At 69.4% G+C, this 21,625-nt stretch carries 19 protein-coding genes; 12 read left to right on the top strand and 7 right to left on the bottom strand.

What is annotated here, in order from left to right; all coding sequences use genetic code 11:
- Window positions 1-10: 10 nt before the first annotated feature.
- Window positions 11-1,204, bottom strand: coding sequence for a precorrin-6y C5,15-methyltransferase (decarboxylating) subunit CbiE (gene cbiE / locus ACSQ3D_RS09795; RefSeq protein ID WP_436126758.1), 1,194 nt, complete (start codon window positions 1,202-1,204; stop codon window positions 11-13).
- Here cbiE and ACSQ3D_RS09790 point away from each other — a divergent pair.
- Window positions 1,203-1,982 (top strand): cobalt-precorrin-6A reductase, encoded by a 780-nt coding sequence (locus tag ACSQ3D_RS09790; RefSeq protein ID WP_436126757.1) that lies wholly within the window; start codon window positions 1,203-1,205, stop codon window positions 1,980-1,982. The genes cbiE and ACSQ3D_RS09790 overlap by 2 nt on opposite strands.
- On the opposite strand, the gene cobJ is transcribed toward ACSQ3D_RS09790, so the two are convergent.
- Genes cobJ through ACSQ3D_RS09770 form a run of 4 tightly spaced genes read right to left on the bottom strand, consistent with a single transcriptional unit; the run spans window position 1,937 to window position 5,514 of the window.
- Window positions 1,937-2,767, bottom strand: a complete 831-nt coding sequence (gene cobJ, locus ACSQ3D_RS09785) for a precorrin-3B C(17)-methyltransferase (RefSeq protein ID WP_436126756.1) — start codon at window positions 2,765-2,767, stop codon at window positions 1,937-1,939. The two genes, ACSQ3D_RS09790 and cobJ, sit on opposite strands and share 46 nt — an antisense overlap.
- Entirely contained in the window at window positions 2,761-3,516 is a 756-nt protein-coding gene (cobI, locus tag ACSQ3D_RS09780; RefSeq protein WP_436126755.1) for a precorrin-2 C(20)-methyltransferase, read from the bottom strand. The genes cobJ and cobI overlap by 7 nt, the downstream gene beginning before the upstream one ends.
- 4 nt (window positions 3,517-3,520) lie before the next feature.
- Window positions 3,521-4,150, bottom strand: a complete 630-nt coding sequence (locus tag ACSQ3D_RS09775) for a precorrin-8X methylmutase (RefSeq protein WP_436126754.1) — start codon at window positions 4,148-4,150, stop codon at window positions 3,521-3,523.
- Complete coding sequence (locus ACSQ3D_RS09770) at window positions 4,072-5,514, bottom strand: precorrin-3B synthase (RefSeq protein ID WP_436126753.1); 1,443 nt, start codon at window positions 5,512-5,514, stop codon at window positions 4,072-4,074. Before ACSQ3D_RS09770 ends, ACSQ3D_RS09775 begins: the two co-directional genes overlap by 79 nt.
- A gap of 254 nt (window positions 5,515-5,768) precedes the next feature.
- Between ACSQ3D_RS09770 and ACSQ3D_RS09765 the strand changes: the two genes are divergently transcribed.
- The 11 genes from ACSQ3D_RS09765 (at window position 5,769) to ACSQ3D_RS09715 (ending at window position 18,776) form a co-directional block, all read left to right on the top strand.
- Window positions 5,769-6,701: a LysR family transcriptional regulator gene (locus ACSQ3D_RS09765; RefSeq protein WP_082485921.1), complete on the top strand. Its 933-nt coding sequence runs from the start codon at window positions 5,769-5,771 to the stop codon at window positions 6,699-6,701.
- Between the two features lie 79 nt (window positions 6,702-6,780).
- Entirely contained in the window at window positions 6,781-8,394 is a 1,614-nt protein-coding gene (locus tag ACSQ3D_RS09760) for an ABC transporter ATP-binding protein (RefSeq protein ID WP_056416173.1), read from the top strand.
- Window positions 8,387-9,460 (top strand): ABC transporter permease, encoded by a 1,074-nt coding sequence (locus ACSQ3D_RS09755; protein WP_056167796.1) that lies wholly within the window; start codon window positions 8,387-8,389, stop codon window positions 9,458-9,460. Before ACSQ3D_RS09760 ends, ACSQ3D_RS09755 begins: the two co-directional genes overlap by 8 nt.
- Complete coding sequence (locus ACSQ3D_RS09750) at window positions 9,460-10,380, top strand: ABC transporter permease (RefSeq protein ID WP_436126752.1); 921 nt, start codon at window positions 9,460-9,462, stop codon at window positions 10,378-10,380. Before ACSQ3D_RS09755 ends, ACSQ3D_RS09750 begins: the two co-directional genes overlap by 1 nt.
- 200 nt (window positions 10,381-10,580) lie before the next feature.
- On the top strand, window positions 10,581-11,747 hold the full coding sequence (locus ACSQ3D_RS09745) for a BMP family ABC transporter substrate-binding protein (RefSeq protein ID WP_056416178.1): 1,167 nt from the start codon (window positions 10,581-10,583) through the stop codon (window positions 11,745-11,747).
- A gap of 157 nt (window positions 11,748-11,904) precedes the next feature.
- Window positions 11,905-12,957, top strand: coding sequence for an adenosine deaminase (locus ACSQ3D_RS09740; RefSeq protein ID WP_436126751.1), 1,053 nt, complete (start codon window positions 11,905-11,907; stop codon window positions 12,955-12,957).
- A gap of 351 nt (window positions 12,958-13,308) precedes the next feature.
- Window positions 13,309-14,901, top strand: coding sequence for a methyl-accepting chemotaxis protein (locus ACSQ3D_RS09735; RefSeq protein ID WP_056416184.1), 1,593 nt, complete (start codon window positions 13,309-13,311; stop codon window positions 14,899-14,901).
- A gap of 151 nt (window positions 14,902-15,052) precedes the next feature.
- Window positions 15,053-16,195: a BMP family ABC transporter substrate-binding protein gene (locus tag ACSQ3D_RS09730; protein WP_436126750.1), complete on the top strand. Its 1,143-nt coding sequence runs from the start codon at window positions 15,053-15,055 to the stop codon at window positions 16,193-16,195.
- A 91-nt stretch (window positions 16,196-16,286) separates the two neighbouring features.
- Window positions 16,287-17,585, top strand: a complete 1,299-nt coding sequence (gene guaD, locus ACSQ3D_RS09725; protein WP_436126749.1) for a guanine deaminase — start codon at window positions 16,287-16,289, stop codon at window positions 17,583-17,585.
- Window positions 17,586-17,678: 93 nt separating this feature from the next.
- Window positions 17,679-18,251 carry a dCTP deaminase gene (gene dcd, locus ACSQ3D_RS09720; RefSeq protein WP_056416191.1) on the top strand — a complete coding sequence of 191 codons (573 nt, stop codon included), beginning with the start codon at window positions 17,679-17,681 and terminating at the stop codon, window positions 18,249-18,251.
- Between the two features lie 141 nt (window positions 18,252-18,392).
- Window positions 18,393-18,776, top strand: a complete 384-nt coding sequence (locus ACSQ3D_RS09715; protein WP_056416194.1) for a hypothetical protein — start codon at window positions 18,393-18,395, stop codon at window positions 18,774-18,776.
- 118 nt (window positions 18,777-18,894) lie between these two features.
- On the opposite strand, the gene ACSQ3D_RS09710 is transcribed toward ACSQ3D_RS09715, so the two are convergent.
- Together ACSQ3D_RS09710 and ACSQ3D_RS09705 are read right to left on the bottom strand one after the other, a co-directional pair.
- The gene (locus tag ACSQ3D_RS09710) at window positions 18,895-20,592 is read right to left on the bottom strand and encodes a sensor domain-containing diguanylate cyclase (RefSeq protein ID WP_436126748.1); all 1,698 of its coding nucleotides are present in this window, start codon (window positions 20,590-20,592) and stop codon (window positions 18,895-18,897) included.
- Window positions 20,589-21,575 carry a delta(1)-pyrroline-2-carboxylate reductase family protein gene (locus ACSQ3D_RS09705; protein ID WP_436126747.1) on the bottom strand — a complete coding sequence of 329 codons (987 nt, stop codon included), beginning with the start codon at window positions 21,573-21,575 and terminating at the stop codon, window positions 20,589-20,591. Before ACSQ3D_RS09705 ends, ACSQ3D_RS09710 begins: the two co-directional genes overlap by 4 nt.
- Window positions 21,576-21,625 lie beyond the last annotated feature (50 nt).

Genomic DNA, 21,625 nt, shown 5'->3' with positions numbered 1-21,625 from the left:
GCATCACCCTTCATCGCTGCCAGCTCCACTGCACCAGCGGGCGGGCAGCCTGCCAGCTGTGCATGCGCCCGAGCGGCTGGGCGCTGGACAGCTCCAGCCGCAGCAATTGCCCGCCGTGCGCGCCATGCAGCTGGACCAGCAGCGCCTGCGTCTCTAGTGTGACGGCGTTGACCACCAGGCGGCAACCGGCGGGCATTAACGCCTGCAGTTCGGTGAACAGCGCGGTGTCGAAACCGCCGCCCACAAACACCGCCTCGGGCGGTGGCAACCCGTGCAAGGCTGCGGGCGCGAGGCCGTGCACCACCTGCAGCGCGGCCTGCAGGCCCACGCGCTCGGCGTTGCGGCGGATGTTGTCGGCACGGGCCGCGTGCTGCTCCACGCAGTGCGCCATGCCCCCGGCCAAGCACCACTCCACCGCGATGGAGCCGGAGCCGCTGCCGATGTCCCACAGCCGCTCGCCGCGGCGTGGGGCCAGGGCGGCCAGCGTGAGTGCGCGGGCCGGGGCCTTGGTGATCTGCCCGTCGTGCGCATAAAAATCGTCGGCAAGGCCCGGCACCTGGGGCATGCCCACGCCGCCCTGGGCCTGCAGGGCCACGGCCACGGGGGCCAGTGCGGGGTCTGCCGGCAGCGCGGTGATCGCCTCGTGCGCCGCCAGCCTGCGGCAGCGCTCGCGCGGGCCGCCCACGGCCTCCATCACCCACAGGCTGCTGTCGCCCCAGCCTTCATGCACCAGCCACTGCGCCAGCTGCGCCACGGCCGCGCCATCACGCAGCAGCACGATGAACTGGCGCCCCGGCGCCAGGCGGGGCAGCAGTTGCTGCAGCGGGCTGGCGTGCAGGCCCAGGCAATCGACTGCCTCCAGCCGCCAGCCCAGGCGCGCCGCGACCAGCGAGAATGTCGAGGGTTGCGCGTGGCAGCGCCACTCGTGGGTCGCCAGGTGCGCCGCCAGGCTGCCGCCCGCGCCGAACCAGAACGGGTCGCCCGATGCCAGCACCACCACGCGCTGCCCGCGCAGGGCCAGCACGGGGGCGACGTCGAAGGGCACAGGCCAGGGCCGGCCGCGGTCTCCCACCTCGGCCAGCGCCAGGTGGCGCGGGCCGCCGAACACCACCTGGGCGGCATCGAGTGCGCGGCGGGCGGCGGGGGTCAACCCCTCCAGCCCGTCTTCATTCAAGCCGACCAATGTCAACCACGGATCAGTCATGACGCATGTTCTCCTGCTGGGGGGTACCACCGGCGCCAGCCAGTTGGCCCAGGCCCTGCACCAGGCGGGCGTGCCAGCCGTTTTTTCGTATGCGGGCGTCACGCAGGCCCCGCTGGCGCAGCCCTTGCCTGTGCGCGTCGGCGGCTTTGGCGGGGTGCCGGGGCTGGTGCAGTACCTCGTGGACCATGGCATCACGCACGTCGTGGATGCCACGCACCCCTTTGCCGCGCAGATGAGCCGCCGTGCCTGCGAGGCCTGTGCCATGGCCGGTGTGCCGCTGCTGGCGCTGGAGCGGGCTCCCTGGCAACCCGGGCCGGGCGACCGGTGGATCGATGTGCCCGACATGGCGGCGGCCGCGGCGGCTCTGCCCGCCGAGGCCACGCGTGTGTTCCTGGCCGTGGGGCGCAAGCAGCTGCAGGCCTTTGCGGGCCTGGGGCAGCACCATTACCTGCTGCGCCTGGTCGATGATCCCGAGCCCGGCAGCCTGCCCTGGCCCGATGCCGCGGTGGACCTGGAGGTCGGGCGCGGCCCCTTCAGCGCGGAGCACGACCTGGCCCTGCTGCGGGCGCACCGCGTGCAGTGGCTGGTGGCCAAGAACGCTGGGGGCGAGGCCACGCGCGGCAAGCTCGACGCGGCGCGCGCGCTGGGCCTGCCGGTGGTGATGGTGCAGCGGCCAGCCCTGCCGCAGCGTGCGCGCACCGAGGATGTGGGCGCGGTGATGCGCTGGCTGCGTCATGGCGTACTGCCTAGCGAGGATGTGTCGGCCGGCACGCCATAAAAGCGCGGCGTGTAGGTGAACCGGCCCACGCGCCGCGTGGTGCTGTTGCCCACCAGCACCACGGTGCGCATGTCGGCCATCTCGGGCGCTGCCTCGGCCAGGGTGCAGACGGTGAGCTGCTCGTCGGGCGTGGACACGGCCCGCGCAAACACCAGCAGGCGCCCGGGCTCGCAGTGGGCGCGCAGCAATTCCAGCAGCCGCACGAAGCCCTCGGGCCGGCTGCGCGAGCGGGGGTTGTAGAAGGCCATCGCGAAGTCGGCCTCGGCCGCCAGCCGCACGCGCTGGGAGATCACCGGCCAGGGCTTGAGGTTGTCCGACAGGTTGATGCAGCAAAAGTCGTGGCCCAGCGGGGCCCCGGCGCGCGCCGCTGCCGCCAGCATGGCGGTGATGCCGGGCAGCACCTGCACGTCCAGAGCCTGCCAGGCTGCCGATGTGGCGGGCGCCGCGTGCTCCATGGCCTCGAACACCGCGGACGCCATGGCAAACACGCCCGGGTCGCCCGACGACACCACCACGACCTGCCGGCCCTGTGCGGCCAGGGCCAGCGCCTGCTGCGCGCGGTCCAGCTCCACGCGGTTGTCGGACGCGTGCCAGGCCACAGGCTGCGCTGCGCCGGCTTGCTGCCACAGGGCCTGCGCCCGCGCGACGTACGGCAAGTAGCCGACCACATCGGTGGCGTGCTGCAGGGCCGCGGCCACTTCGGGCGTGACCTGCGCCAGGGCGCCGGGGCCCAGGCCCGCGATGGTCAGGCGGCCTGCGGCGGGGTTGGCAGAGCCGTTCACCATGCCGCCTCCGGCCGCCGCCCCTGGCCGTGCACCAGCACGATGGCGAAGTACGGGCAGGCGTCGTCCGCCACATCGGCCAGGCGGGCGACCTGCTGCGTGGCCGTGGTGCCGTTTTGCACCAGCCACGCGGTATCGAGCCGCCCGGTGCGCACCAGCGCGCGGCGGATGCGGGGCAGGTTGCGCCCCACCTTCATCACCACCAGCGCGTCGGCGGTCTGCATGCGGCGCACCAGTTCGTCCTCGGGCAGGGTGCCGGTCATCACGCTCAGCACGTCGTCGCCCCAGGTGATGGGCTCGCCCGTGGCGTGCCAGCAGCCCACCATGCCGGGGATGCCGGGCACGACGTCGGGCGCGGTGCCGGTGCGATCGCGCAGGCGGGTGTACAGGTGCATGAACGAGCCGTACAGAAACGGGTCGCCTTCGCACAGTACCACCACCTGCTGCGTCTGCGCCAGCAGGGCCAGGCGCGTGCACCAGTCGTCGTAGAAGGCCGAGAGCTGGGCCACGTAGTCCGCGCTGTCCACCGGCAGTTCGGTGGTCACGGGGTATTCCATGGGGTATTCCGTCACGTCGGGTGCGAGCAGGCCCTGCACCAGCTGGCGCGCCTTGCCGGGGCGGCCCTTCTTGCGGAAGAAGGCCACGTGGAGCGCGCCGCGCACCAGGCGGTCGGCCTTCACGCTCATCAGGTCGGGGTCGCCGGGGCCCAGGCCCACGCAGACGATGCCGGGCCGGGCCTGCGCGGATGCCATGGCGCTACTCGACATCGCTGGCCAGTGCGTTGATGGCGGCCACCGTCATCGCAGAGCCGCCCAGGCGGCCGCGCACGATCATCGCGGGCACGGGCAGGTCGTGCATCAGGGCGTCCTTGGACTCGGCCGCGCCAATGAAGCCCACCGGGCAGCCGATGATGGCCGCGGGCCGCGGGCAGCCGGGCTCCCGCAGCATGTTGAGCAGGTGGAACAGCGCGGTCGGCGCGTTGCCGATGGCCACTACGGCGCCCTGCAGTTGCGGGCGCCACAGCTCCACCGCCGCGGCGCTGCGCGTGGTGCCCAGTTGCTGGGCGAGAGCGGGTATCCGCTCGTCCTGCAGCGTGCAGATGATGGGGTTGGTGGCGGGCAGGCGGGTGCGGGTGATGCCCTCGCTCACCATGCGCACATCGCACAGCACGGGGGCGCCGTCCTGCAGCGCCTGGCGCGCGGCCTCGGCCATGCCGGGGGAGAGCATCACGAGCGGGGCCAGCTCGACCATGCCGGCGGCGTGGATCATGCGCACCACGACGCGCTCCTCGACGGGGGTGAAGCGGCTCAGCTCGGCTTCGCGCCGGATGGTGGCAAAGGACTGCCGGTAGATCTCGGCGCCCTGGGTTTCGTAGCGGTGGAGCATGAATTCTTTGCAAACAACAACCCGGGATTGTCTTGCAGGATGGCCTCCTCCATGCGCTCGCCGTTGACCTGGCTGGCAGTCCCTTGGCGAATCACCGCCCAAATCGGTCCGCGTTCGGTCGCTTCCGCCCGCAGAGTGACGGTGGCAGGCGCCTGGCGCGCGCAGCCTTTGGCGCAGCCCGACACATGCAGGTGCGCGCCCGGCGGCACGTGGGGCGCGCAGGCCAGCGCCAGGGCCAGGGTGGGCGCGTGGGCCTGCGGGCAGCCCGGGGCACCGGTGCATGAGGACACGCGCAGGCGCGGGTCGTCGGGATGTGTGATCCAGTGCGGGCTGGATGCGGGGTCCGCCGCGTCTTCAAGTCCCTGCCTGCCGCTGCCAGCGATGCCCGAGCCGCTTTCCAGCAACACCATGCGCCACGGCGTGACGCGCAGGCCCGTGACGCCGCTGCGGCGCGCTGCGCCAACCATGTCGGCCCACGCTCGGGCGGGCACGCGGCCCAGCGGGGCCGCCACCAGCGTGCCGACGCCGGGCACCCAGCCGGGCAGGGCATCGTCCCCGCGGATGTGCTCTGACGCCTGTGCAGAGACCACCGCATCGGCGGGCACCCATGCCACGCCCGCAGGCAGGTCCGCCAGCCATGCCACGGACGTGGACGTGGACGTGGACGTGGAATTTTCGTCAGCGGGGTGGTGAAGTGCGCTTTCCAGTTCTTTTGCGCAGGCGGCCATGCGTCCGGCCCGTTGCCCCATGGCTTTCTGGCGCAGGCAGCGTTGTGCAAACCAGCGTGCCAGTGCCAGGCCCGCAGCCACAGCGTCTTGCTGGTTGTTTGCCGCCAGCGCCCAGCGCAGCCCATCGGGCTGCACGCGCCATGCGGTGGTGCCCAGGCCAGGGGCGCGCAGCAGGCGGATGTCTGCTGATACGCCATGCAGCCAAGTCGAATATCCGCCGTCGATGGACCAGCCGAACTTGGCGGGCAGGGCGTCCAGCTCCGGCGACCGGGCCAGCGCCTGGTGCAGCGCCAGGGCCAGCGCCTGCACGCCGTCGCCGGGCCGGTGCAGCGGGTCGACCACCACATTGCGCAGGCGCTCGCTGCGCGCATCCGCATCCAGCAGCCCGCAGGCCGCCAGGGATCGCAGCAACGCGGCATGGCGCTCGGGCGGCACGCCGCGCAGCTGCACGTTGGCGCGGCTCGACAGCTCCAGCGTGCCCGCACCGTGCACCTGCGCCAGGCGCGACAGCCGCAGCGCCTGGTGCAGGGTCAGCCGGCCCAGCGGCGGGCGCACGCGCACCACCAGCCCGTCGCCCGAGGCCATGGGCTGCCAGGCGCCGGGGCACCAGCCTTGAATGTGCGGTGTGGGGTTCATGCAGGGAGGAACAGGAGCAGCGCTTGCGCGCAGGCGGGTGCGTGGGCCGCGCAATCGACAAATGTACCTGCGGCGTGGCCGGCCACGACCGGGCAGCCGCCGTCAACCCGCAGCCCGGTCGCGGGACTTTTGCCCTGCGCGCTGCTGCCGGCGCGGCGTTCTATGTGAAGATTGGCAAGCCCCTTGCGGTGCGTTGCGCAGCCCCGCGCCGCACGGCATACACGATGCCGTATGACAGGAATGCAGGCCCCCGTATGAGAGACCACGCCCTTTTCGACAAGATAGACCTCCATCTCATAAGGGTCTTGCACACCGTGCTCACAGAACGCAGCGTATCGAGGGCCGCCGTCCGGCTGGGCATGCACCAGCCGGCCGTGTCTGCCGCGCTCAAGCGCCTGCGGGACCTGGCGGGCGACCCGCTGCTGGTGCGCTCGGGCGCCAACATGATGCCCACCGATGCCGCGCTGCGCATGGTGGAGCCCGCGGGCGCCATCCTGCGATCGGCCGAGGCCTTGTTCTCCGATGCGCGGGGGTTCGATCCGCGCACGTCCACCCGCACCTTCCGCGTGGCGGCCAGCGACTACCTGGACCCGCTGTTCCTGCCCCAACTGGTCGCCCGCCTGAAGGTCGAGGCACCGCTGTGCCCCATCGAAATTCTGCCGCTGTCGGCCGATGCCCACTACCACGCGCACCTGGCGCAGGGCGAGGTCGACGTGGTCATCGGCAACTGGCCGCAGCCGCCCGACGACCTGCACATGGGCCGCCTGTTCGGCGACGAGGTGGTGTGCCTGGTCAGCCGCGAGCACCCGGCCGTGCGCCGGGGCTGGGACGCCGAGAGCTGGCTGGCCGCCGAGCACATCGCGCCCACCCCCACCCACCCGGGCGCGCGCGGCGTGATCGATGCGCACCTGGACAGCCTGGGCATGGCCCGCAACATCACCGCACGCTGCGCGCACTTCAGCGCCATACCGCCCATCGTGGCGTCGAGCCTGCTGGTGCTGACCACCGGCCGCCAGTACTGCGAACGCTACGTTGACCAGCTGCCGCTGGCCATCTTGCCCAGCCCCGTGCCTTTCCCCCGCCTGATGTACTACCAGCTGTGGCATGCCCGCACCCACCATTCGGCAGCGGCCATCTGGCTGCGCGACTGCGTGAAGACCGTGGCTGCGTCGCTACGAAAAGAATAGCTGCTAGCGCATACGGAGCAAGCGCAAGGCGGTATTTTCATTCCAAAAAAAAGTCATAAAACTGAGAGACAATCCCCGCATGAGTTCACCTCCTACCTCCAGCGCCCCGGGTGGTCCGGGCGCACCGCCGCCCCGGCTGCAGCTCGCGGGCATCACCAAGCGCTACCCGGCCGTGGTGGCCAACAGCGGCGTGTCGCTGACGGTGCTGCCCGGCGAGATCCACGCCGTGCTGGGCGAGAACGGCGCGGGCAAGTCCACGCTGATGAAGATCATCTACGGCTCGGTCAAGCCCGACGAGGGCAGCGTGCACTTCAACGGCCAGGCCGTGCAGGTGCGCAACCCGCAGGAGGCGCGGGCGCTGGGCATCGCCATGGTGTTCCAGCACTTCAGTTTGTTCGACACGCTCACGGTGGCCGAGAACGTCTGGCTGGGCCTGGACAAGAGCCTGTCGCTGCCCGAGGTCACGCAGCGCATCACTGCCAAGGCGGCCGAGTACGGCCTGGACATCGACCCCCTGCGCCCGGTGCACACCCTGAGCGTGGGCGAGATGCAGCGGGTGGAGATCATCCGTGCGCTGCTCACCAACCCCAAGGTGCTGATCCTGGACGAGCCCACCTCGGTGCTCACGCCCCAGGCGGTCGAAAAGCTCTTCGTGGTGCTGCGCCAGCTGGCCAGCGAGGGCTGCAGCATCCTCTACATCAGCCACAAGCTGCACGAGATCCGCGCGCTGTGCACCGCCTGCACCGTGCTGCGCGGCGGCAAGGTCACGGGCGTGTGCAACCCGGCCGAGGAATCGAACGCGTCGCTCTCGCGCCTGATGATCGGCGCCGAGCCGCCGGCGCTGGAGCACCGCGCGGTGCAGACCGGCGCCACGGTGCTGCGGGTGCAGGGCCTGTCGCTGCCGCGCGCGGACCAGTTCGGCGTGGACTTGGTCGACCTGCAGTTCGAGGTGAAGGCGGGCGAGGTGGTGGGCATTGCCGGGGTGTCCGGCAACGGCCAGAAGGAGCTGCTGTACGCATTGTCGGGCGAGGACACGCGGGCGGAGCCCGCCAGCATCCAGGTGGCCGGGCAGAACGCGGGCCGCATGCGCCCCGGGCAGCGCCGTGCGCTGGGCCTGCACTTCGTGCCCGAGGAGCGCCTGGGCCGGGGCGCCGTGCCCACCATGGGCCTGGCGCACAACCTGCTGCTCACGCGCACCAACTCGGTGGCGGGCAGCGGCTGGATCAAGGTGGGTGCGCTGGAGGCGCATGCCAAGGCGCTGATCGAGCGCTTCAACGTGAAGGCGGGCGGCCCGCACGCGGCGGCCAAATCGCTGTCGGGCGGCAATCTGCAAAAGTTCATCGTGGGGCGTGAGATCGACGCCAACCCCAAGCTGCTCATCGTCTCGCAGCCCACCTGGGGCGTGGACGTGGGCGCGGCGGCACAGATCCGCGGCTCCATCCTGGCGCTGCGCGATGCGGGCTGCGCGGTGCTGGTGGTGAGCGAAGAGCTGGATGAACTGTTCGAAATCTGCGACCGGCTGCATGTGGTGGCCAAGGGGCACCTGTCGCCCTCGGTACCGCGCGCCGACGCCACGGTGGAGCAGATCGGCGAATGGATGAGCGGTCTGTGGCATGCCGACGTGCAGGCCCATCTGGCCCAGAACGTTCACAGCGCCCACAGCGCCAAGGTGGGGGAGGTGCAGCATGCTTAAGCTCGAACCGCGCCCCCAGGCGTCCAAACTCTGGACCTACGGCTCGCCGCTGCTGGCGCTGGCCTTCACGGTGCTGATCGGCATCGCGCTGTTCGCCGCGTTGGGCAAGGACCCGGTGCGCGGGTTGCAGGTGTTCTTCTGGGAGCCCATCAAGACGCAGTACGCCATCGGCGAACTCATGGTCAAGGCCACGCCGCTGTTGCTCATCGCGCTCGGTCTGGCGGTGTGCTTTCGCTCCAACGTGTGGAACATCGGTGCCGAGGGCCAGTTCGTCATCGGTGCCGTGGTGGCCGGCGGCGTGGCGCTGCTGGCCGACAAGACCACCGGGCCGTGGATCGTGCCCGCCATCCTGGTGGCGGGCGTGCTGGGCGGCATGGCGTGGGCGGGGCTCACGGCCCTGCTGCGCGACAAGTTCAACGCCAACGAAATCCTCGTCAGCCTGATGCTGGTGTACGTGGCCACGCTGGTGCTGGGCTACCTGGTCTACGGTCCGTGGAAGGACCCCATGGGCTACAACTTCCCGCAGACCAAGACATTCGAGAAGGTCACGCAGATCCCGCGGCTGATGCAGGGCTCGCGCATGTCCATCGGGCTGCTGCTGGCGCTGGCCGGGGCGGCCGCGCTGTGGGTGTTTTTGTTCCGCACGCGCGCGGGCTTTGCCCAGCAGGTGGGCGGGCTGGCGCCAGCGGCGGCGCGGTACGCGGGCTTCTCGTCGCGCCGGGCGCTCTGGACGGCGCTGCTCATTTCGGGCGGCGCAGCGGGCCTGGCAGGCGCGCTGGAGGTGGCCGGGCCCATCGGCCAGCTCACGCCGTACGTGCCGGCGGGCTACGGCTTTGCGGCCATCATCGTGGCCTTCGTGGGGCGGCTGCACCCGGTGGGCATGATCCTGTCGGCCATCCTGATGAGCATGTTCTACATCGGCGGCGAGCTGGCGCAGTCGCGCCTGGGGCTGCCCAAGTCGCTCACCGGCGTGTTCCAGGGGCTGCTGCTGTTCACGCTGCTGGCCTGCGACACACTCATTGCCTACCGCGTTCGCTGGGTAGGCGCCAAGAAAGTGGTGGCCTGATGGAATCCTACGCACTCCTCATCGGCGCCACCCTGAGCGCCGGCACTGTCCTGGCCATCGCGGCCCTGGGCCTGCTCATCAACGAGAAGGCCGGCATCGTCAACCTGGGGGCCGAGGGCATGATGCTCTGCGCCGCCATCGCCGGCTTTGCCACCGTGGTGCACACGGGCAACACCTGGCTGGGCTTTGCCGCGGGCATGGCTGCCGGGGCGCTGCTGGCGGCCATCTTCGGTGTGCTGGTGATCTGGCTCAACACCAACCAGTACGCCACCGGGCTCGCGCTGTCGCTGTTCGGGGTGGGGTTCTCGGCCTTTGCGGGCATCAGCTTCGTGCAGGCCAAGCTGCCCGAGCTGCCCAAGTACGCCATTCCGGTGCTGTCCGACGTGCCGCTGCTCGGGCCCGCGCTGTTCCGGCAGCACCCGCTGGTGTACCTGACCATGGTGCTGGTGGCGGCGCTCATCTGGTTTTTGTACCGCTCGCGCGCGGGCCTGGTGCTGCGCTCGGTGGGCGAGTCGCCCGAGTCCGCCCATGCGCTGGGCTACCCGGTGCGCCGCATCCGGCTGGCCGCGGTGGTGGCCGGCGGCGCGCTGTGCGGGCTGTCGGGTGCGTACATCTCCACCGTCTACACGCCGCTGTGGGTCGAGGGCATGGTGGCCGGCCGCGGCTGGATCGCGCTGGCGCTGACCACCTTTGCCACCTGGCGGCCTGCGCGGGTGCTGCTCGGGGCCTACCTGTTCGGCGGCGTGACGATGCTGCAGTTCCACCTGCAGGCCACAGGCGTGCAGGTGGCCAGCCAGTTGCTGTCGATGCTGCCGTACGTGGCGACCATCGTGGTGCTGGCGCTGATATCGCGCAACCCGACGTGGATCCGCATCAACATGCCGGCATCGCTGGGCAAGCCGTTCTACCCGGGCTCCTGACCCACGTCCGCGGCCCCGCCCCCGCGCGGGGCCTGCGGGTGGCTCCATGGCCCGTGTCTTGCATCGGGACCGCGGGAGGTGAAAAACCTTTGGTTACTGCCCGGTAGATCGGACCATAATCACCGTTTTCGTGCGTCTGCCTTTTAAAACTCTCTTCTTCCCTTCTCTTCTTCATCTTCATCTATCCATAAGGAACCGACATGACTGATCTGCAGAAACGCTCCCTGCTCAAGGTGGCAGCGCTCTCCGCCGTGGCCGCCGCCGCGCTCGTGGGCTGTGGCAAGAAGGAAGAACCGGCACCGGCCCCCGCGCCCGCACCGGCTCCTGCGGCAGAGGCCCCTGCGCCCAAGGCCGAGCCTCTGAAGATCGCGTTCGCGTACGTCGGCCCTGTCGGTGACGGCGGCTGGTCGTTCGCCCACGACAACGGCCGCAAGGCCATCGAGAAGGAATTCGGCGACAAGGTCGTGACGAGCTTCGTCGAAAGCGTGCCCGAGTCCGCCGACGCCGAGCGCGTGCTGCGCGACCTGGCCGGCCAGGGCAACAAGCTGATCTTTGGCACGACCTTCGGCTACATGGAGTCCATCCAGAAGATCGCCCCGGACTTCAAGGACGTGAAGTTCGAACACGCCACCGGCTACAAGACCGCCGAGAACGTGCGCACCTACGACAGCCGCACCTACGAAGGTGCCTACATGGCCGGCGTGATCGCCGGTGCCATGACCAAGACCAACACGCTGGGCGTGGTGGGATCGGTGCCGATCCCTGAAGTGATCCGCAACATCAACAGCTTCACGCTGGGTGCGCAGTCGGTCAATCCCAAGATCAAGACCAAGGTGGTCTGGGTGAACGAATGGTTCAGCCCACCGAAGGAAACCGAAGCCGCCACGTCGCTGATCAACGGCGGCGCCGACGTGCTGTTCCAGAACACCGACTCGCCCGCCGTGCTCAAGACGGCGCAGGAAAAGGGCAAGCGCGCCTTCGGCTGGGATTCGGACATGACCGCCTACGGCCCCAAGGCCCACCTGGCATCGGCCGTGATCAACTGGGGCCCGTACTACATCAAGGCCACCAAGGACGCCCTGGACGGCAAGTGGGCCACCGGCCAGAGCTGGTGGGGCGTGAAGGAAGGCGCGATCGACATCGTCTCCATCGCTGAAGACGTGCCCGCCGAGACCAAGGCCAAGGTCGAAGAAGTGAAGAAGGGCCTGGCCGACGGCAGCTTCGTGATCTGGAAGGGCCCCATCGTCGGCCAGGACGGCAAGGCCGTGCTGGAAAAGGACGCCGTGGCCGACGACAAATTCCTCGGCGGCGTGAACTTCTACGTCAAGGGCGTGGAAGGCAAGATCCCCGGCGGCGACAAGAAGTAGTAAGACGCCTTTGTGAACACCTCGGCGGGCGCCGTGCGGTGCCTGCAAGGTGGATCGCGACAATGTCCCAGGGCCGCTTTGTGCGGCCCTTTTCGTTGGTGCCATGCCGGTGCATGATGTGGCCCATCCCCACAGAAAAATGAGAGGCCAGGCCGCCATGTTCAAAGTCCCGCCCATCTCCGCCGAGCGCCTGCCTGCGCTGCTGCGCGCCATGCCCAAGGCAGAACTGCACATCCACATCGAAGGCTCGCTCGAGCCCGAGCTCATCTTCGCGCTGGCGCAGCGCAATGGGCTGACCCTGCCGTACGCCAGTGTGGAAGCGCTGCGCAGCGCGTATGCCTTCACCGACCTGCAGAGCTTTCTCGACATCTACTACGCCGGTGCCAGCGTGCTGCTGCACGAGCAGGATTTTTACGACATGGCGCGCGCCTACCTGGTCCGCGCCGCGCACGACAACGTGCTGCACGCCGAGATCTTCTTCGACCCGCAGACCCACACTGCCCGCGGCGTGGCGATGGAGACCGTGATCAACGGCCTGCACCGCGCCTGCCAGGACGCGCGCACCGAGCTGGGCATCAGCGCCACGCTGATCATGTGCTTTTTGCGCCACCTGAGCGAAGAGTCCGCGTTCGAGACCCTGGAGCAGGCCCAGCCCTTCCTGGACAAGATCGTGGGCGTGGGCCTGGATTCGAGCGAAGTGGGCCACCCGCCGGAGAAGTTCGCGCGCGTGTTTGCACGCTGCCGCGAACTGGGCCTGCGCCTGGTCGCGCATGCGGGGGAAGAGGGGCCACCGGCGTACATCTGGAGCGCGCTCGATGTGCTCAAGGTGGAGCGCATCGACCACGGGGTGCAAGCGGTGCACGACGCCGCGCTCATGCAGCGCCTGGCGCAGGAGCGCATTGCGCTCACGGTGTGTCCGCTGTCCAACCAGAAGCTGCGCGTGTTCCCCGACCTGGCGGACCACAACCTGGGCAGGCTGCTCGACGCAGGGCTGGCGGCCACCGTCAACTCGGACGACCCGGCGTACTTTGGCGGCTACATCAACGACAACTTCACCCAGGTGTTCGCCGCCACGCACCTCACGGCCAAGCACGCCTACCAGCTGGCGTTCAACAGCTTCGAAGCCAGCTTTGCAGGCAATGCCGACAAGCGCGTGTGGGAACACAAGCTCAAGGAGACCTTCGAGCGCTGCGTGGAACACGACTACTGAGATCGGGCCACTCCCTGGCTGCGCTGAAGGAAGGGGTGGCTGCTGGCACCGGGGAGTTGGGCGTGCCCTGCAGCGGAGCGACCTCGTCAGGCAGCCGTACAACGGGCGCGTAGTGGCAGGGACTGACCGAGCGACAGGCCTTCGTTTGATCCCCCATTTGGTGCAGGACTAGCTAATTTTTCGGGTAAACCCTAGAATTGTGAGTTTTTGTACGAGCGGGCTGAGGCCCGCATCCGGGGTGTGCCGTCGGCCGCAGCCCCCTTTTCTTTCGACTTCCCGCGATTCAGACCCTCAGCCCATGGACCATGGGCTGGCGAGGCGCGCGCCCGCGCCACCACGGAGCTTTCCCCCATGTTTCTCAGTCAAATTTCCATCGGCAAGCGCCTCACTTTGGTGCTGGGCCTGATCCTGGCCCTGTTCTTTGCCAGCAGCGTGGTGGCGGTGGTCAAGCTCGGCCAGCTGGGCCAGGAGATCGACACCATGGTGTCCGACAACATCAAGACCGAGCGTGCGGGTGCCGACTGGTTGCGCCACACCACCTCCGGCGTGCAGCGCGCCGCCGCCATCGCCAAGAGCAGCGATGCGAGCCTGATCCCGTACTTCGCGCCGGCCACGGCCGAGTCGATCCGCAACACCAACGAGCTGCAAAAGTTCATCGAATCCAAGATGGACACGCCCGAAGAAAAGAAGCTCTTCGACCAGGTCGGCCAGCTGCGCAAGGACTACCTCGCCGCGCGGGAAGAGGTGAGCAAGTTCAAGCAAGCGGGCGACGCCGAGAGCGCCAACAAGGTGTTCAACGAGCGCTTTGAGCCCACCTCGCGCAGCTACCTGGCAGGCGTTCAGCAGATGGTGGACGCGCAGCGCGCGCAGCTGGACGAAGCCGGCAAGCGCAGCGAAACCCTGCGTGCCCAGACCACCTTGCTGCTGCAGGTATGCACCGGCGTCTCGCTGCTGCTGGGTGCCTTGCTGGCCTGGCTGCTGGCCACCAGCATCACGCGCCCGCTGCGCCATGCCGAGGCCATCGCCGAAGCCATCGCCGACATGGACCTGACCGGCCAGCCCGAGGCCAGCTACGCCAACGACGAAACCGGCCGCCTGCTGCGCGCGCTGGACCTGATGCGCAGTGCGCTGCAGGGCTCGCTGCAGCAGGTGCGCGGCGTGGTGGACAGCATCTCCACCGCCAGCACGCAGATCGCCATCGGCAACCAGGACCTGAGTGCCCGCACCGAGCAGACCGCCAGCAGCCTGCAGGAAACCGCCAGCTCCATGGAAGAGCTGACCAGCACCGTGCGCCAGAGCGCGGATTCGGCCGTGCAGGCCAACCAGCTGGCCGCATCGGCCGCAGCCGTGGCCGAGCGCGGTGGCGCAGTCGTCTCGCAGGTGGTGAGCACCATGGACGAGATCAACGCCAGCAGCAAGAAGATCGCCGACATCATCGGCACCATCGACGGCATCGCCTTCCAGACCAACATCCTCGCGCTCAATGCCGCCGTCGAGGCCGCCCGCGCGGGCGAGCAGGGCCGTGGTTTTGCCGTGGTGGCCACCGAGGTGCGGGGCCTGGCCCAGCGCAGCGCGGAAGCCGCCAAGGAGATCAAGGCCCTGATCGGCGTGTCGGTGGAGAAGGTCGAGTCGGGCTCTGCCCTGGTGCAGAACGCCGGCACCACCATGACCGAGATCGTGACGTCCGTGCGCCGCGTGACCGACATCATTGGCGAGATCAGCGCCGCGGCGTCGGAGCAAAGCCTGGGCATCGGCCAGGTGAACGTGGCCGTGAGCCAGCTCGACCAGATGACGCAGCAGAACGCGGCGCTGGTGGAGGAATCCACTGCAGCCGCCGAGAGCCTGAAGGACCAGGCCGCGCGCCTGTCCGAAGTGGTGGGCGCCTTCCGCCTGGGCGGTACCGTGCCCGAGCATGCCCGCCTGCGGGTGCCGCGCCTGGGCTGAGTGCAGGACGAAAGCGATAGATACGCCGGACGTTGTGCCCTGCCGGGCTTCCAGCCTCATCACCGAATGACGATCTAACTGACTTTTTCCGTGGACCACCGCCGCCCTGCGGTGGCTCCGCTTTTCAACCTGGGCCATGTAGAGGAACACCATGTACAAAAACCTCGCCACCGCACTGCGTGCGGCTTGTGTGAGTGCGCTGGCGGGCGCCGTTTTCATCACCTTTCCCGCTGTCTCCCAAACCCCGGCAGGTGCCAAACCACCTGCCCCCTCGCCGGCGCAGCCCGTCAAGGCGGGCTTCGTCTATGTGTCCCCCATCACCGAGGCCGGCTGGACGCGCCAGCACGACGAGGGCCGCAAGGCCGTCGAGGCGGCGCTGGGCGCGCAGGTGCAGACCACCTTCGTGGAAAACGTGGCCGAGGGGGCCGACGCGGAGCGCGTGATCCGCGACCTGGCGGCCACGGGGCACCAGATCATCTTCACGCCCAGCTTCGGCTACATGGAGCCCACGCTCAAGGTGGCGCAGGACTATCCGAACGTGAAGTTCGAGTCCATCACCGGCTACAAGACCGCGCCCAACGTGGCGGCCGCCAACGCGCGTTACTACGAGGGTCGCTACCTGGCGGGCATCGCGGCGGGCCGCATGAGCAAGACCGGGGTGGCGGGCTACGTGGCGGGCTTTCCCATCCCAGAGGTGCTGCAGGGCATCAACGCGTTCACGCTGGGCATGCGCTCGGTCAACCCCCAGGCCACCGTGAAGGTGGTGTGGATCAACGTGTGGTTCGACCCGCCCAAGGAGCGCGATGCGGCCATGGTGCTCTTCAACCAGGACGTGGACGTGATGGCCTTTCACACCGGCTCCACCGCCGTGATGGCCGCGGCGCAGGAGCGCGGCAAGATGGCCGTGGCCTACCACTCCGACATGCGCAAGGCCGGGCCGGACGCGCAGATCGTCGCCGTCACCCACCAATGGGGCCGCTACTACACCGACCGCGTGCGCGCGGTGCAAAACGGCACCTGGAAGAGCGGCAACCTCTGGGGCGGCGTGCGCGAGGGCCTGATCCGCGTGGGCGACTTCGGCCCCAAGGTGCCGCCCGCCGTGCAGCAGGAGGTGCTGGCCGCGCAGAAGGCTGTCGGCGCGGGGCAGCTGCAGCCGTTCCGCGCGGGTGCCAAGGCCCCGGTGCGCGACAACGAAGGCCACGAGGTGATCCCCGCAGGCCAGGCGCTGACGGACGCGCAGATCCTGCAGATGAACTGGCTGGTGGAAGGCGTGCAGGGCCGCATCACCCGCTGACGGGGTGCAACGCCAGCCGCGGCGCTCGGGCCATAGCGTTTATTGCAGGCGGCGTATGTCCCGGACCACAGCCGCCGCTAAGCTAGCGCCCATGCACGTATACCGCTCTGCCCTTTTGCGCTTTGCCGATGATGGATCGGCCCTGTATGACGAAGACGGCCTGCTGGCCGTCGGCCCGGATGCTCAGGGCCGCCAGCGCGTGGTGGCGGCGGGTGCCTGGCAGGCGCTGGCCCATCAGTACGCTGACCATCCCGTCACGCACCTTCCGGGCCGCATTCTGGCGCCGGGCTTTGTGGACATGCACATCCATTTCCCGCAGACCGATGTGATCGGCTCGCCCGCGGACGGCCTGCTGCCCTGGCTGGAGAACTACACCTTTCCGCACGAGTCGCGTTTTGTCGACCCGGCCTACGGCGCCCAGGTGGCGAGCTTCTTCGTGGACGAGTTGCTGCGCAACGGAGTGACCACGGCGCTGACATTCGCCACCTCGCACCCGGTCAGCGTGGACGCGCTGTTCACCGAGGCGCAGCGCCGCCAACTGCGCCTGATCACCGGCAAGGTGCTGCAAGACCGCCATTCGCCCGACGGCGTGCGCGATGACACGGAGCAGAGCCTGCTCGACACCGAAGCCTTGATCCAGCGCTGGCACGGCGTGGACCGCCTGGGCTATGCCATCACCCCGCGCTTTGCGCCCACCAGCACGCCCGAGCAGTTGCGCGGCGCGGGCGAGCTGGCCGCGCGCTATCCCGACGTGTGGATCCAGTCGCACGTGGCCGAGAACCTGGACGAGATCCGGTGGGCACGCGAGCTGTTCCCGGCGTCGCGCAGCTACCTGGCGGTGTACGACGACTTCGGCCTGATGCGCGAGCGTGCGGTGTACGCCCACTGCATCCACTTCGAAGACGACGACCGCGCATTGATGCGTGACACCGGCACCGTGGCGGCCGTCAGCCCCACGAGCAACCTGTTCCTGGGCAGCGGCTTTTTCGACTACGCGGGCGCGGACCGCGTGGGCTTTGGCTACGGCCTGGCCAGCGACGTGGGCGGGGGCACCAGCTTCAGCCCGTTCTACACCATGCTGGCGGCGTACTACGTGGGCCGGGAAGGGCAGAGCAAGCAGGGCCTGAGTTTGTCGCCCCGGCAGCTGTGGTGGCAGCACACGGCGGGCGCGGCCAAGGCGCTGGGCCTGGCGGGCGTGGTGGGCAACCTGCAGCCCGGCTGCGAGGCAGACTTCGTGGTGCTCAACCCCCGCGCCACGCCTTTGCTGGAGCGCAAGACAGCGCAGGCGCGCAACCTCGATGAGCTATTGTTTGCGCTGATCGTGCTGGGCGACGACCGGCTGGTGGAGCAAACCGTGATTTCTCAAGCAAAATATGCCTCTCGCGCTTGATAAACAAGCGCTACCAGCTACATATTTCATAGCGCCCGGCCGTTTGTCGTCGTTTTTGTCGACAGCCCGGGCCACTGCGCAGGGAATTGACCGATGAGCATCAAGAGCGACAAATGGATCCGCCGCATGGCTGCCGAGCACGGGATGATCGAGCCCTTCGAGCCCGGCCAGGTGCGCGAGGCCGAAGGCCGCAAGATCATCAGCTACGGCACCAGCAGCTACGGCTACGACATCCGCTGCGCGCCTGAATTCAAGGTCTTCACCAACATCCACAGCACCGTGGTGGACCCGAAGAACTTCGACGAGAAGAGCTTTGTCGACTTTCACGGCGACAGCTGCATCATCCCGCCCAACAGCTTCGCGCTGGCGCGCACCGTGGAGTACTTCCGCATCCCGCGCAACGTGCTGACCATCTGCCTGGGCAAGAGCACCTACGCGCGCTGCGGCATCATCGTGAACGTGACCCCCTTCGAGCCCGAGTGGGAAGGCTACGTGACGCTGGAGTTCTCCAACACCACGCCGCTGCCGGCCCGCATCTACGCCGGCGAAGGCTGCGCGCAGGTGCTGTTCTTCGAGAGCGACAAGGACGATGTGTGCGAGGTGAGCTACCGCGACCGCGGTGGCAAGTACCAGGGCCAGGTCGGCGTGACGCTGCCCAAGGCCTGATCCGTGGCGCTGGCGGGCGGCGCGCACAGCCGGTGTCCTACACGGGCATGGTCGATCGGCTGAAGTGCAAGCGCACGTAAGGTTCTTAGCATGGTGTCAAGCCTCCAGATGGTCTGGTGGTGAGACAAAAAGGAGTTCCCCATGCTGACCTTTGCTGCACCTTCGGCACCCGCGCAAAATCGGGGCGCTGACTTTTCCCTCACCCCGGACGAATCCTTTGCCTCCCCCCGCCGTGCGGCTGCGTTCATCGGCATGCCGCACCACGGCACGTACTGGCCCTGCGATCTTCTCAACCTCTTCGTCCTGAAGATGGCCGCCGCAGGCCACTGCGTGAATACCGACATGATGCTCGGCCACCGGCCCTATGCCCAAGGCCGCCTGAATGCCGCCTACGACTCGCGCGACGAGAGCCTGTGCGCACTGGCCGCTCGCCTGCAGGTGTACTTCGATGCAGCCACGCCCGAAGGCTGCCGCGTGGCGGCCGAGCTGGACGAACAGGGGCGTGGCCACTTGCTGCTGGTGTAAGGGTCTTGCACGGCGGATCTGGTTGGGTCCGTCGGCAACCCACGCTCGCGCTTGGATGCCGGCTGGTGCGGGCCTCGCAGGCCCGCCGCCGTTGACCTACCTCCGCACCGGGTAGGACTCACGTCTCCACGCTCACTCGGTTGCGTCCCTGGTTCTTGGCCTCGTACAGCGCGGCATCGCTGCGCCGCAGCATGTCCGAGCCTTCGTCGTAGAGGCCGCGCATGGTGGCCACCCCCGCACTCACGGTGATGTGGCCGACCACCGGGTCGGTCTGCTCGTCCATGGCGGTCACCAGTGCCTCGGCAATGGCGCGTGCGCCCGCCAGATCGGTGTCGGGCAACAGGGCGACGAACTCTTCGCCCCCCAGCCGCGCCACCACGTCCGATGTGCGTAGCCGGACCTCCAGCGTGCGCGCCAGCCGGCGCAGCACTTCGTCCCCCGCCTCGTGCCCGTAGGTGTCGTTCACGCGCTTGAAGTGGTCCACGTCCACAGTGATGATGCTCAGCGGGCGTCCGCTGCGCCGGGCCAGTGCCAGGGCAAAGGCCATCTGGGTTTCAAAGCCGCGGCGGTTGAGCAGGCCGGTGAGGGCGTCGGTGCGCGCCTGCAGGTCCAGCGCTCGGTTGGCGGCTTCGAGCTCCAGGGTGCGCAGGCGCACCTTTTCTTCCATCGCCTCGCGGGCGGTCAGCAAGTGGTGCGTCATGCGGCGCAGCGCGCCCGAGAGCTTGCGCACCTCGCGGCTGCTGCGCGTCTGGGGGATGCGCGTGCCGGGGGTTTCGGCCTCCACGGCCGTGGCGGCATCGGCCAGTGCATAGAGGTCGTCGCTCAGCCGGCGCGCCGCCAGCCAGGCCAGCACCGACGCCACCATGGCGGCAGTCAGGCCGATGACCAGCGCCAGGCGCACGGTACGGCCCGCCTCGGCAAAGGCCAGCTCGACCGGCTCGCGGGCCACGACGCGCCAGCCCAGGTCGCTGGCCGTGTTGCGGGGCTTCATCGGGGCGATGGCGGTCAGGTACTCGCGCCCGTCCAGCCAGCGGACCACGGCGGGCTGCGTGCCGTCACCCGCCCCTCCCCGGGCCGTGGGCGGGGGCTTGGGCAACTGCTGGCCGGCCGCCTGCAGGGCCTGGGTCTGGCCATCGGGGGCGTAGATGAGCTGCCCTCCACGGTCGAAGACGAAGAGTTCCAGGGCGGAATCCTCCGTGGGCGGCGGGGTGAGGCTTTCGATGACCTCGCCGGTCCACTCCCAGCTGCCGTGGATGCCCAGCACGCCCACGGTGGTGGGGCCGATGCGGATGGGCGCCGCGAAGTCCACGAACCGGTACGGGTCGCCCGACGCCTGGGGTGGCAGCAGCTTTTCGAGCAGCTTGGCCGGGTGCACGTCGCCCACGTAGAGCTTGTCGAGCCCGGCCTGGAACCACGGGCGCTCCAGCACGCTCTGCTGAAGCAGCAGCCCGCCCGTGGCGTTGCGCACCACGCCCTGGGCGTCGGCCACGCCGATCCACACGCTGTTGGGCTGGGCGGCCTGGCTGCGCGCCAGCATGTGGTGGGCTTCGGGGGAGTCCAGCCCCTTGACCCAGACGACCTCGGCCGCGGCCAGCACCTCGGCTTCGCGGCTGCGCTCCAGCAGGCCGTTGGCCAGCAGCTTGCCTGCGTTCTCGGCCACCATCAGCAAGGCGGCGCTGGCGTCGCGTTCGTTGCGCACCTTGATCAGCTCGCCAAACCCCAGCGACAGCAAGGCTGCCAGGGCGACGACGATGGTGCCGAACACCAGCGCGATCTGCGAGCGCAGGCTGAGGTCGGAAAAGCGCCGCGTTTTCATGGGATGACCCCGAGCGGCAAGCCGGGGGCCGGGGCTGCGGCGCCGGCACGGCCGTGCGCCCGCACCGCCAACCGGGCCGCGGCCAGGTCCCACCCCGCCCAGCCGCAGCTCTTGAAGAGCACCGGCCCGGTGCGCTGGATGCGCGGGCCCTGCAGCACCTCGCGCAGCGTGGGCATGGCGCCCACGTCCAGGCCGGCCTGCAGCAGGTCGCCGGCCTCGTGGCGCGCGTCGGGGGTGTCGACCACGATGTGGCCCTGCTGCGCGATGTGCAGGCACAGGGTGGGGGAGAGTTCGGCCATGGTGGGTGTGTAGGCGCCCACGGCCGCCACGAAGGCATCGGCCAGGGGCGGCGTGCAAAGCACGACGCGGTGCGCGGGGGTGCAGGTGACGATCAGCGGGCAGTGCCGCACTTCGGCGTCGGCGTCGGTCACCACGCGGGCCTTGGCGCCCAGCGCGCGGGCGTGCCGGGCCAGGGCTTCGGCACTGGCGGCGCTGCGCGAGGCCACGCGCACATCCTGCACGCCCAGGCCCTGCACAAAGGCCTCCAGGTGCGCCAGGCCCTGCACGCCGGCGCCCACGATCAGCAGCGGACCCTGCGGCTCCTGCGCCAGGTGCCGCGCGGCCAGCAGCGACGCCGCAGCCGTGCGGCGCGCCGTGATGGTGGGGCCGTCGAGCACCAGGCGCCGCTCGCCCGTGGCCACGTCAAACACCACCACGTCGCCCTGGATGGTGGGGCGGGGCGTGCCGGTGTTGGCGGGCGTCAGGGTGATGAGCTTGGTCATGGCCACCCGGCTGTCGGTGGCGGGCATGACGAACAAGGTGCCGCCCAGGGACAAGGGCAGCACGCTGCGGGCAGGCACCACCACCGACACATCCCGCAGCACGGCGGCGATCTCGTCGGCCAGCGCAGCCCATGGCAGCAGCGCCGCAGTGGCTGCGGCGTCGAGCGTGGGGGAAGGCTCCAGGCGGTGCGAAGAAGACATGGTGGAAATGTACACAGCCGCCGCGGCGCCGGGGAGCCGGGCAAGCCCGG

It is taken from the genome of Acidovorax sp. LjRoot117 (genome assembly GCF_964252695.1).
Lineage (GTDB): Bacteria > Pseudomonadota > Gammaproteobacteria > Burkholderiales > Burkholderiaceae_C > Acidovorax.
Note: the sequence above shows the minus strand (reverse complement) of the source record. Positions and strands in the feature narration are given on the sequence as shown.

Coding starts and splice junctions, on each gene's coding strand:
- ACSQ3D_RS09790 (WP_436126757.1), top strand. CDS start 1,203: ATGACGCATGTTCTCCTGCTGGGGGGTACCACCGGCGCCAGCCAGTTG.
- cbiE (WP_436126758.1), bottom strand. CDS start 1,204: ATGACTGATCCGTGGTTGACATTGGTCGGCTTGAATGAAGACGGGCTG.
- cobJ (WP_436126756.1), bottom strand. CDS start 2,767: ATGGTGAACGGCTCTGCCAACCCCGCCGCAGGCCGCCTGACCATCGCG.
- cobI (WP_436126755.1), bottom strand. CDS start 3,516: ATGGCATCCGCGCAGGCCCGGCCCGGCATCGTCTGCGTGGGCCTGGGC.
- ACSQ3D_RS09775 (WP_436126754.1), bottom strand. CDS start 4,150: ATGCTCCACCGCTACGAAACCCAGGGCGCCGAGATCTACCGGCAGTCC.
- ACSQ3D_RS09770 (WP_436126753.1), bottom strand. CDS start 5,514: ATGAACCCCACACCGCACATTCAAGGCTGGTGCCCCGGCGCCTGGCAG.
- ACSQ3D_RS09765 (WP_082485921.1), top strand. CDS start 5,769: ATGAGAGACCACGCCCTTTTCGACAAGATAGACCTCCATCTCATAAGG.
- ACSQ3D_RS09760 (WP_056416173.1), top strand. CDS start 6,781: ATGAGTTCACCTCCTACCTCCAGCGCCCCGGGTGGTCCGGGCGCACCG.
- ACSQ3D_RS09755 (WP_056167796.1), top strand. CDS start 8,387: ATGCTTAAGCTCGAACCGCGCCCCCAGGCGTCCAAACTCTGGACCTAC.
- ACSQ3D_RS09750 (WP_436126752.1), top strand. CDS start 9,460: ATGGAATCCTACGCACTCCTCATCGGCGCCACCCTGAGCGCCGGCACT.
- ACSQ3D_RS09745 (WP_056416178.1), top strand. CDS start 10,581: ATGACTGATCTGCAGAAACGCTCCCTGCTCAAGGTGGCAGCGCTCTCC.
- ACSQ3D_RS09740 (WP_436126751.1), top strand. CDS start 11,905: ATGTTCAAAGTCCCGCCCATCTCCGCCGAGCGCCTGCCTGCGCTGCTG.
- ACSQ3D_RS09735 (WP_056416184.1), top strand. CDS start 13,309: ATGTTTCTCAGTCAAATTTCCATCGGCAAGCGCCTCACTTTGGTGCTG.
- ACSQ3D_RS09730 (WP_436126750.1), top strand. CDS start 15,053: ATGTACAAAAACCTCGCCACCGCACTGCGTGCGGCTTGTGTGAGTGCG.
- guaD (WP_436126749.1), top strand. CDS start 16,287: ATGCACGTATACCGCTCTGCCCTTTTGCGCTTTGCCGATGATGGATCG.
- dcd (WP_056416191.1), top strand. CDS start 17,679: ATGAGCATCAAGAGCGACAAATGGATCCGCCGCATGGCTGCCGAGCAC.
- ACSQ3D_RS09715 (WP_056416194.1), top strand. CDS start 18,393: ATGCTGACCTTTGCTGCACCTTCGGCACCCGCGCAAAATCGGGGCGCT.
- ACSQ3D_RS09710 (WP_436126748.1), bottom strand. CDS start 20,592: ATGAAAACGCGGCGCTTTTCCGACCTCAGCCTGCGCTCGCAGATCGCG.
- ACSQ3D_RS09705 (WP_436126747.1), bottom strand. CDS start 21,575: ATGTCTTCTTCGCACCGCCTGGAGCCTTCCCCCACGCTCGACGCCGCA.